Source organism: Amycolatopsis sp. NPDC054798 (genome assembly GCF_053611505.1).
The window spans coordinates 1-9,132 of the sequence record NZ_JBSHAM010000178.1; the positions used below are offsets into that span (position 1 = coordinate 1).

Sequence of the window (9,132 nt, forward strand, 5' to 3'; positions counted from 1 at the left end):
ACCACCAATTGTGGCGTTCGGTGCTTACAGCCCACCAATTGTGGCATTGGGGCGGGCCGGTAGCCAAGGCCGGGGCGAGGCCCGGTGCAGAAGCGCAGCAGCACCGGGCCTCGCCTGGCCGAACCCAAAGGATCTGAGGGGCCCACCGGCAACGCGTCCAGGTGCAGCAGGTCCGAAGGGACCGGAGATCAAGCGCCGTAAGTGGCCTGCTTGACCGCGAACACGTTCCGGTTCCCCTTCCCCTCCTGCAGGGACCACAGCAGGTCCGCGTCCTTCGGGTCCTCCCAGTACGAGATGCTCTCGCCGTAGCTCACCCAGGCGTGCGTGGCCGGGCCCTCGGTCGGCGTCCAGTAGTAGAGCTGTTTCTGGGTGGAGGAGTTGAACCACCAGCGGCCGTTGTGCGAGGCGACGCCGTTGAGGTTGTACCAGGGCAGCTGCAGTGCCTGGCTCGCCGTCGTCGAGGCGGCGAACGTCGTCGCTCCGGAGGCGAACGGGAAGCGCACCGCGCGCGGCGGGCGGTTCGGGTAGTCGGTGCAGTCGGCCTTGCAGGTGAACTCGGTCATCACGATCGACTTGCTGACCCGGTCCAGCGAGATGCTCGACCAGGCCAGGTTCGTGCCGGACGTCGTGTGCGCGGCGATCGTGCCGACCTGCGGCAGGACGTAGCGGTAGTTGTGCGCGTAGTACTGGCCCCCGGAAAGGCCGATCTGGTCGGCCGTGCCGCCCGAGTTGACCTCGAGGATCTTGCGCATGTCGAAGACCCGCATGCCGCCGCCGGTGTCGGCGACGTACAGGTAGTCGCCGTACCAGGAGACGCCGCCGGCGTGGATCGGGATGTCCTTGTAGTTCGGCGAAGCGGTGGTGCCGGTGGGTTCGACGAGCAGGATCTTGCGGTACTTGTTCGGGTACGTCGCGTCCCAGTCGGCGAGCGTGATCCGGCTGCGGACCTGTTTGCCGCCGCACGCGTCGCGCGTGTACCAGCTGACCGCGACGAGCTGGTGCCCGTCGTAGTTGCCGCCGTTGTCGCCGCCGACCGCGTCGCGGCTGGTGGTGATGCCCTGCGGATAGTTGGTGCAGTCGTCGTTGTCCCCGTCGTCGAACCGGAAGCCGCCGGTGAGCCCGGCCGGTTTGAAGGTCGAGGGCAGCGGCTGGCGGTCGTGGTTCGCGTTGTCCATCACCGTGTGCACCGGCACGGTTTTCAGCTTCGACGAAAGACCGGAATAGGCCGCGTCGTACTTGTGGTAGTCCGAGGTCAGCGTGTATTCGCTGGCGGGAAGGGTGGTCGGTCCGGCCGCGGCGGACGCGGTGCTCGCGCTCGCGGTGAGCGCGGAGGCGGCGATGAGCGCCGCGCCGCATCCGGCGGTGACGCGATGACGTAAGAACATGACTCCCCCAGAAGTCTGATCGTTCGGCCGCCCCAAGGTAGGGGGTCGCCCGGCGGGCGGGCAAGCAGTTGCCGCCCAGCGAAAAGGCGCCATCCGCCGTTCGGGGCGGATGGCGCCTTTCCGGGTTCAGAACCCGATCGCGGTACAGGCGGTGGTGGTGGTCTTCGCCGGGTCGGCGATCGACGTCGCGGTCAGCCGCACGCGAGCGGTGTGCGGTGCGCCTGCCGAGCGTTTCGCGTACGCCTGGATTTGCGTCGAGCCGCCGAACTTGGCGGTCGCCAAGGCGTTCGGGAGCCGGACTTCCCAGCCGCGGGTGTCGGTGGACGCGGTCAGCCGGTAGGTGTCCTGGTCGTACGGGGCCGCCGCGCCGCGCGCCGAACCCGAGTTGGAAAGGCGGAAGTCGCAGGTGGCCAACCCGCCGTTGGTGAACGCGGGCAGTGCGGGCCACAGCCACGCGCCGCGCGCCTGCGGTCCGGTGCCGTCGAGCGACGCGACGGTGACCGTGTACGACAGCACGCCGCGGCTGTCGCGGTCGAGGTCGGTGACGAGGAACCGCAACCGGTTGGCCTCGTCGGTGTACTCGTAGCCGCCGGCCGCGCCGGTGCCCGCCTTGAACGTGGCGTCGTTGAGCTGCCGATAGTCGCCGACGGTGATCTTGACCGGCGTGCCGTCCGGGCGGACGTAGTCGGTCAGCCCGATGTCCTGCGGGTTGGCGTCCACGATCCATTCGAACGGCGCGGCGTCGCGGCTCTTGGTCTTGGCGAGCAGGACGCCGGAGTCCGGGGCGAACGAATCGGAACCCATCCGGTCGACGACTTCGACGCTGTAGTGGTCGTAGCCGCCGCCGTCGCACTTCGGGTCCTTCGCCGGATCGCACTTGGGCGAGTGGTCGCCGCCGGTGAGCGCGATCGTGACGCCCGCGTACGCGCCGGGCGCGGGCGTCGCCTCACGAGCGGTCACGCGGGCGGTGACGGGACCGGTCGTGGCGAGCTGGTTCCGGTCGAGGTTCAGTACGGATTTCGGATCGACGATGCCGAGCTTGAGCTTGTTGCGCAGCATGTGGTGCGCGCCCATCGAACCGCCTTCGCTGGCCGGGATCTGCCAGCGCGTGTGCGGGCCGCCGGGGCCGTTGAAACTGCCGCGCGACAGCATTTCCCACGGGCCGGTGTAGGACCTTCGGGGCGGGTTGCCGAACGGGTTGTTGTAGTTGTCGCCGATGCCGAGGATGTGGCTGAACTCGTGCGCGAACACGGCCTGGCCGGAGCTTTCCCCCTGGGTCGAGGATCCGTTGGCCGCGTTGGGCCAGATGCTCGCCGCCGAGGCCCACGACGTCCACGGCACGTAGCGCGTGTGCGCCCAGTTCGGATCGCCCGGTTTGCTTCCCGGCGGACCGAATTCGGCGGGCACCTTGTCCTTCTCGCCGAATTTCATCTCGCCGAATTCCTGCCACGTCGAGCTTTCGTCCTGGCCGGCGGAAAGAAAGAAGATGAAATCGAACTGGTCGGCCACCGGGCCGACGTCGGCACGCCACGCGTCGCCCGCGTCCTTGCGCAGGTCCCGGGTGCAGTCGGCGTTCGCCGGACAGTCCTCCGGTTGCATTTCCATGCCGTACTCGAAGGATTTGCCGGGCATCCGGTAGGGGCCGAACGCGGTGAGGTCGACGCCGAACCGGCCGGCGGAGTCCTCCATCCAGTATTCGTTGATGGTGTGGCCGTGGTTCAGCGGTTCGGGTTTGTTAAGGAAATCCTGGTAGTGCTGGGCGACTTTCTCGCGCGGCAGATTGCTCGCGGACGGCGACGGATTGCCGAAAACCGTCGAATGCGGCGACTTCGTGACGACGAAATCCTCGTCCGGGTAGTCGGCGAGCACGACGGCGCCCTTGAACTTGCGCACGGTCGGTTTCAGGGAGGGGTCGGCCCAGTTCGTGCCGGGGATGGCGCGGTAGTCCTGCCAGGTCATGCTCGCCTGGTCGGTCCAGTGCGCGGAGTCCAGCGGCGCGGGCCAGCCCCGGGTGAGCGGATCGGCCGCGGCGGTCCCGGCGAGCAACGCGGGAGCCAGCGCCGCGACCGCCACGACGACGGCGACGCGGCCGCGGGTGTTCCGGCTCCGGTGATTGCGGCGGGGTAAGGGGGATCTCATCCTCGCTCCTCACAGTCCGCCGGTACGCCCGGCGGTCCCGAGGCCCGACGCTAACGGTGATCGTTAGGCGCGCGAACGGAATCCACCCCGCTGCCGCACGACGAAAGTCGGGCCGGAGCAGGGCGAAGGTGCGAATGGCGCAGTGCTGGCCGACGGGTCTCGGCGCGGGGCGGGGCGGCCGTGAGGGGCCCCTTCAGGGACGCTGATTCCCTCAAGGGGCCCTTCACGGACGCTGATTCCCTCAGGGGTCCCCTCACGGACCTCGATGTGCTGAGGAGTCGCCCTCACACACACCTCCGCTGACCCAGCGCAGAGCCTTCACCGGCCCCAGGCCCCTCACCGGCCACCGCTGTCCGTGAGGGGCCCCTTCACAGACCCAGATTCCCTCAAGGGGCCCTTCACGGACTTCCCTGGCGCGGAAGGCGAAACCTCAGCCCAACCGGCGGGCAGTGACGAACCGGGCCCGCCCGCTGTAGTCCGGGTGGTCCTCGACGCCGGTCAGCACCCGCCGCGCCCGCACCAGCGCGGGCACCGCCGAACCGTGCGTGTCGTCGTGTTCGATCGCCAGGCCGCCGCCCGGGCGCAGCAGCCGCGCGCCGGCCGCGATCGCGTGCCGGATCACCGCCAGGCCGCTTTCCTCCGCGAAGACCGCGCGCGCCGGGTCGTGCTCGCCGACCTCCGGCGGGACCGGCGTGCCCTCCGGCACATAAGGCGGGTTGCACAGCACCAGGTCCACGAGACCGTCGAGTTCGGCGAACATCGTCGGGTCGGCGATGTCGCCGGAGTAGAGCCGGATCGGGGTGTTCCCGGCCGCGCTGTGCACGTCGGCGTTGTGCCGGGCCCAGGCGAGCGCCTGGGGGTCGACGTCGACCGCGTAGACCACCGCGTCCGGACGTTCGTGCGCGAGCGCCAGCGCCAGCGCGCCGGAGCCGGTGCACAGGTCGACCACCACCGGGTATTCGCGGCCCTGCAGGAACTTCACGCCCCATTCGAGCAGCAGTTCGGTCTCCGGCCGCGGGACGAACACGCCCGCGCCGACGTTGACCGTGATGTTGCCGAGCGCGGCCCAGCCGATCAGGTACTGCAGCGGGATCCGCTTGGCGCGCTGCGCGACCAGCTGCCCGATCGCCTCGATCACCGGCGGGTCGACCAGCGGCACCATCGGCAGCCTGCCCCGTTCGACGCCGAGCACGTGCGCGGCGATGAGATCCGCGTCCGACCGCGGCGATTCCACGCCCGCCTCGGTGAGGATCCGGGTGGCCTCCATGATGGCCAGGCGCAGCGGCTGCCGATTCACTGGTCGTCCTTCACTCGTCGAAGCTGCCCCCAGCGGGGGTGCTGCCCAGCGTATCGACCCCCGCCCGCGCGGGCCTCACGCCTGGCCGAGATACCCGGACAGGACTTCGCGCCGCTGGGCGAGATCCCCGATCCGGCGCTCCACTTCGGCCAGTTCCCCGCGCAGCCTGCGCACGAGGTCGGGGCACAGGTCGAGGTGCGCGGCGGGACCGCTCGCGCAGTCGAGCATCCCGGCGATCATCTCCGTGGTCAGGCCCGCGGCCAGCAGTTTGCGGATCTGCGCCACCCGGACGACCGCCTCTTCGCCGTACACGCGGTACCCGCTCGTGTTGCGCGTCGAGGCCAGCAGCCCCTGCTCGCCGTAGTAGCGCAGCAGCCGCGGCGCCACGCCGGTCCGCTGCGCGAGTTCGCCGATCAGCATCCGATTTTCCCCTGCGTCTGGCCTTCACACTGGTGTCAATCCTTAACGTCGCGAACATGACAGAACATTTCGCGCCCCTCGTCCTCGGGCAGGGTCCCGGCCTGCTGCTCGCCCACGGCGCGGGCGGCGGCGTGACGGCCAACTTCGGCCCGCTGCTGGACGATCTCGCCCGCACGCACACCGTGGTCGGAGCCGACTACCCCAACTCGGGCGGCACACTCGACGAACTGGCCGACGGCCTGGTCGCGACCGCTGTCGACGCGGGGGTCGAGAAGTTCACCGTGCTCGGCTACTCGCTCGGCACGGCCGTCGCGGTGCGCGCGGCCACCCGGCATCCCGATCGCGTGAACGGGCTCATCCTCACCGCCGGTCTCGCCCGGCCGGACGCACGGATGGAGCTGGCCCTGGACCTGTGGACGCATCTGCTGGAGGGCGATCGCACCCTGCTCGCCAAGTACCTGATGCTGGTCGCCGCCAGCGAGCCGTTCCTCTCCGCGCTCACTCCGGATCAGCTCACCGAGGCGGTCGCCGGGTTGGCCGCGTCGGTACCCGAAGCCACGGCTAAGCAGGTCGAGCTGGTCCGGTCTGTCGACACCCGGGCGGAGCTGGCGTCGATCGCGGTCCCGACGCTGGTGATCGCCACGACGCTGGACGCTCTCGTGCCGGCGCGGCATTCGCGGGAGCTGGCCGACGGCATTCCCGGCGCGGAGCTGGTCGAGATCGCGGCCGGGCACGGCATCACCGACGAAGCGCCGGACGCCTGGCTCGCCGCGATCCGGAAGGGGCTGCGATGAGCCGCCAGGTCGTCCTTCCGAACGAATCGCCCGACCTGACCCCGCGACGCCTCGCCGACCTCACGAGGCTGGCCGAGGAATTGGGCTACGAATCCGTCTGGCTGCCTGACCACGTGCTGCCGCCGGAACCGTTCGGCGAGGTCTTCGGCGGCGTGTACGAGCCGCTGGCCACACTCGCCTACCTGGCCGCGGCGACCGAACGCGTGCAGCTGGGCACGTCCGTGGTGATCGTGCCGCTGCGCGAACCGCACCTGCTGGCCAAGCAGGCCGCGACGATCGACCGGTTGTCCGGGCACCGGCTGGTGCTGGGCGTCGGCGCGGGATGGAACGAGCCGGAGTTCGCCGAGATCGGCGCGGATTTCGCCCGCCGCGGGGCAACGCTGGACGAGACGCTTTCGTTGCTGGACCAGCTTTTCACCACTGGCCGGGGCCGGTCCGGCGGGTATTTCGAACCGAGGCCGGAGGGCCGGATCCCGATTCTGGTCGGCGGGAATTCGACAGTCGCGCTGCGGCGGGCGGTTCGGGCCGGGGACCAGTGGCTCAGCGCGGGGCTCTCGCCGGGCGCTTTCGCGGAACGGGTCGCGAAGCTGGATCAGCTCGACCCGGCACGACGGATTCGGCGGATCGCCCGGCAGCAATCCACTGTGGACTTGGTGGAGGCGGTCGAGACCTACCGTGCATATCGGGAGGCTGGAGCGGACTCGGTAGCCGTGCATTTCGGGGCTGACAAAGGATACGAGGAGCGGATGACGGCGTTCGCCTCGGCGACCTCGTAAGTGCCTGTCCTGGGGAGAACGCGGCCTTCGATTCCATTGTGGACAGACCGCACGACTCGAAGGCCGCACTGGGCGCGCCGCTCAGATTGTCCGGGGTGGCACCGATTTCGGTGCTCGTCAGCCCGCCTGCGCGGCGAGCCGCTCCTCGCGGTCGGCCGCGGCCAGTGCGTCCAGGACGCCGTCCAGTTCGCCGTCGAGAACCTGGTCCAGGTTGTACGCCTTGTAGTTCACCCGGTGGTCCGAGATCCGGTTCTCCGGGAAGTTGTACGTCCGCACGCGCTCGGAGCGGTCCACCGTCCGGACCTGCGAGCGACGAGCGTCCGACGCCTTCGCGGCCGCCTCTTCCTCGGCGATCGCCTGCAGCCGCGCCTGAAGCACCTGCAGCGCCCGCGCGCGGTTCTGGATCTGCGACTTCTCGTTCTGGCACGACACGACGATCCCGGTCGGCAGGTGCGTGATCCGCACCGCCGAGTCAGTCGTGTTGACGCTCTGCCCGCCGGGGCCGGACGACCGGAACACGTCGATGCGCAGGTCGTTCGGGTCGATTTCGACCTCGACCTCCTCCGGTTCCGGGTAAATCAGCACGCCGGACGCGGACGTGTGAATCCGGCCCTGCGATTCGGTGGCGGGCACGCGCTGCACGCGGTGCACGCCGCCCTCGAACTTCAGCCTCGCCCAGACGCCTTCGACGTCCGCACTCTTGCTCTTGAGCGACAGCGTGACGTCCTTGTAGCCGCCGAGGTCCGACTCGGTCGAGTCGAGCACCTCGGCCTTCCAGTTGTGCCGTTCCGCGTAGCGCAGGTACATCCGCAGCAGATCGCCGGCGAACAGCGCGGATTCCTCGCCGCCCTCGCCGGATTTGATCTCCATGACGACGTCGGAGCCGTCGTACGGGTCGCGCGGCAGCAGCAGTTCGGTGAGTTTCGCTTCGAGCTGCGGGATTTTCGCCGTCAGCTCGTCGGCCTCGGCGGCGAACGTCGAGTCCTCGGCCGCCAGCTCCTTGGCCGCGGAAAGATCGTCGCGGGCCTGGTCCAGCTCGCGCACCGCGCGCACGACCGGGCTCAGCTCGGCGTAGCGGCGGCCCAGTTTGCGGGCCCGCGCCTGGTCGGCGTGCACCGCCGGATCGGCGAGCTCCTGTTCCAGCCGCGCGTGCTCGTCGAGCAGCCCCTTGAGCGAACTCGAATCCACTTCGCCGTCTCCCTCTCGCGAACAGGCCCGGACAGAACAACGGCGCCCACCCGGGCGTGCGGGTGGGCGCCGTTGGACAAGCTACTTGGCGTCGGTCTTCTGCTGACGCTTGCCGTAGCGCTTCTCGAACCGGGCGACCCGGCCACCGGTGTCCATGATCTTCTGCTTGCCGGTGTAGAAGGGGTGGCAGTTCGAGCAGATCTCGACGTGGATCTGACCCGACTCCTTCGTGCTGCGGGTGACGAAGCTGTTCCCGCAGTTGCACGTGACGGTCGTGGCCACGTATTCGGGGTGAATACCGCTCTTCATGGTGTCCTCTCTCGTTGGCCCCGGGTCCCCAGTGCGGGGTGAACCGGTGCCGGACTTCAGCGGGTCATTCTGCCAGACGCGCTGGCAAGGGCTTCAACACACCCCGGTGACCAGGTATTCCGCCGTCCGTCGCGACGGTGGGTAGTGAAGAACCTTCGCATTGTACGGATTTTGTACCCGCTGGCGTAATGCTGCCCGAGTTCGTGAATGACTCACTTACTGGAGGTCCGGACATGCGCACGACCGACCTGCTCACCCGGCTCGCGAAGCCGGCCGCGGCGCTCGCACTGGCCGCTTCCGCCGCGGTCTTCGCGCCTGCCGCGAACGCGTCCGGCGGGATCACGGCGGCGGATGTGAATCCCGCCGCCGGGACGTTCTCCGAACTGTCCGAGGCGAATCTCACCGGAGCCGCCGACGGCACCCCGGCCGGTGCGGTCGCTTGGTACAAGGCGCACGCCGGAAGCACCGGATGGGAGCACTACTGCGAGAAGGCCGCGGAGAACTCCTACGGCGTGACCGGGGTCTGGGCGTCCGCCAACGCGCACTGGAACGGGGCCAGCCCGAAGCACACGAGCGGGAAGCCGCCCGCCGGTTCGTTCGTCTACTGGAACATCAGCGCCTACGGCCACGTGGGAATCGCGGACGGCAACGGCGGTTTCTACGCCACCAGCGTCGGCGGCAAGATCGGCCACGGCAGCTCCACGAGCTACTTCAACAACTACCGCGGCTGGACCCCGGCCGCTGTCCCCCGCCACTGAGCTTTCTCCCCGCGCCACCTCCCCGGTGCGGGGAGAAAAGTCCGTGAAGGGCTCCTTGCGGGAATC

At 69.4% G+C, this 9,132-nt stretch carries 9 protein-coding genes; 3 read left to right on the forward strand and 6 right to left on the reverse strand.

The window, feature by feature from the left end; translation table 11 throughout:
• Positions 1 to 188 precede the first annotated feature (188 nt).
• The 4 genes from ACWGIC_RS43850 to ACWGIC_RS43865 all read right to left on the reverse strand — a co-directional run bounded on the left by ACWGIC_RS43850 (position 189) and on the right by ACWGIC_RS43865 (position 5,241).
• Entirely contained in the window at positions 189 to 1,385 is a 1,197-nt protein-coding gene (locus ACWGIC_RS43850) for a hypothetical protein (protein WP_452081860.1), read from the reverse strand.
• Between the two features lie 126 nt (positions 1,386 to 1,511).
• Entirely contained in the window at positions 1,512 to 3,524 is a 2,013-nt protein-coding gene (locus tag ACWGIC_RS43855; protein ID WP_452081861.1) for a M6 family metalloprotease domain-containing protein, read from the reverse strand.
• A 430-nt stretch (positions 3,525 to 3,954) separates the two neighbouring features.
• A complete protein-coding gene (prmC, locus tag ACWGIC_RS43860; RefSeq protein ID WP_452081862.1) occupies positions 3,955 to 4,821 on the reverse strand; it encodes a peptide chain release factor N(5)-glutamine methyltransferase in 867 nt (288 codons plus the stop codon).
• Positions 4,822 to 4,896: 75 nt separating this feature from the next.
• Entirely contained in the window at positions 4,897 to 5,241 is a 345-nt protein-coding gene (locus ACWGIC_RS43865) for a MerR family transcriptional regulator (RefSeq protein ID WP_452081863.1), read from the reverse strand.
• 56 nt (positions 5,242 to 5,297) lie between these two features.
• Between ACWGIC_RS43865 and ACWGIC_RS43870 the strand changes: the two genes are divergently transcribed.
• Both ACWGIC_RS43870 and ACWGIC_RS43875 read left to right on the forward strand, forming a co-directional pair.
• A complete protein-coding gene (locus tag ACWGIC_RS43870) occupies positions 5,298 to 6,035 on the forward strand; it encodes an alpha/beta fold hydrolase (RefSeq protein WP_452081864.1) in 738 nt (245 codons plus the stop codon).
• A complete protein-coding gene (locus ACWGIC_RS43875) occupies positions 6,032 to 6,811 on the forward strand; it encodes a TIGR03619 family F420-dependent LLM class oxidoreductase (protein WP_452081865.1) in 780 nt (259 codons plus the stop codon). Before ACWGIC_RS43870 ends, ACWGIC_RS43875 begins: the two co-directional genes overlap by 4 nt.
• A 117-nt stretch (positions 6,812 to 6,928) precedes the next feature.
• Here ACWGIC_RS43875 and prfA read toward each other — a convergent pair whose 3' ends face one another.
• Together prfA and rpmE are read right to left on the reverse strand one after the other, a co-directional pair.
• Complete coding sequence (gene prfA / locus ACWGIC_RS43880) at positions 6,929 to 7,999, reverse strand: peptide chain release factor 1 (RefSeq protein WP_452081866.1); 1,071 nt, start codon at positions 7,997 to 7,999, stop codon at positions 6,929 to 6,931.
• 81 nt (positions 8,000 to 8,080) lie between these two features.
• Positions 8,081 to 8,308: a 50S ribosomal protein L31 gene (rpmE, locus tag ACWGIC_RS43885; protein ID WP_067576337.1), complete on the reverse strand. Its 228-nt coding sequence runs from the start codon at positions 8,306 to 8,308 to the stop codon at positions 8,081 to 8,083.
• Between the two features lie 233 nt (positions 8,309 to 8,541).
• On the opposite strand from rpmE, the gene ACWGIC_RS43890 reads away from it, so the two are divergent.
• Positions 8,542 to 9,066, forward strand: a complete 525-nt coding sequence (locus ACWGIC_RS43890) for a hypothetical protein (RefSeq protein WP_067576619.1) — start codon at positions 8,542 to 8,544, stop codon at positions 9,064 to 9,066.
• Positions 9,067 to 9,132 lie beyond the last annotated feature (66 nt).

Bases quoted from the DNA above. Each gene is read 5' to 3' on its own strand.
- ACWGIC_RS43855 (WP_452081861.1), bottom strand. From the start codon at position 3,524: ATGAGATCCCCCTTACCCCGCCGCAATCACCGGAGCCGGAACACCCGC.
- ACWGIC_RS43870 (WP_452081864.1), top strand. From the start codon at position 5,298: ATGACAGAACATTTCGCGCCCCTCGTCCTCGGGCAGGGTCCCGGCCTG.
- ACWGIC_RS43890 (WP_067576619.1), top strand. From the start codon at position 8,542: ATGCGCACGACCGACCTGCTCACCCGGCTCGCGAAGCCGGCCGCGGCG.
- ACWGIC_RS43865 (WP_452081863.1), bottom strand. From the start codon at position 5,241: ATGCTGATCGGCGAACTCGCGCAGCGGACCGGCGTGGCGCCGCGGCTG.
- ACWGIC_RS43875 (WP_452081865.1), top strand. From the start codon at position 6,032: ATGAGCCGCCAGGTCGTCCTTCCGAACGAATCGCCCGACCTGACCCCG.
- ACWGIC_RS43850 (WP_452081860.1), bottom strand. From the start codon at position 1,385: ATGTTCTTACGTCATCGCGTCACCGCCGGATGCGGCGCGGCGCTCATC.
- rpmE (WP_067576337.1), bottom strand. From the start codon at position 8,308: ATGAAGAGCGGTATTCACCCCGAATACGTGGCCACGACCGTCACGTGC.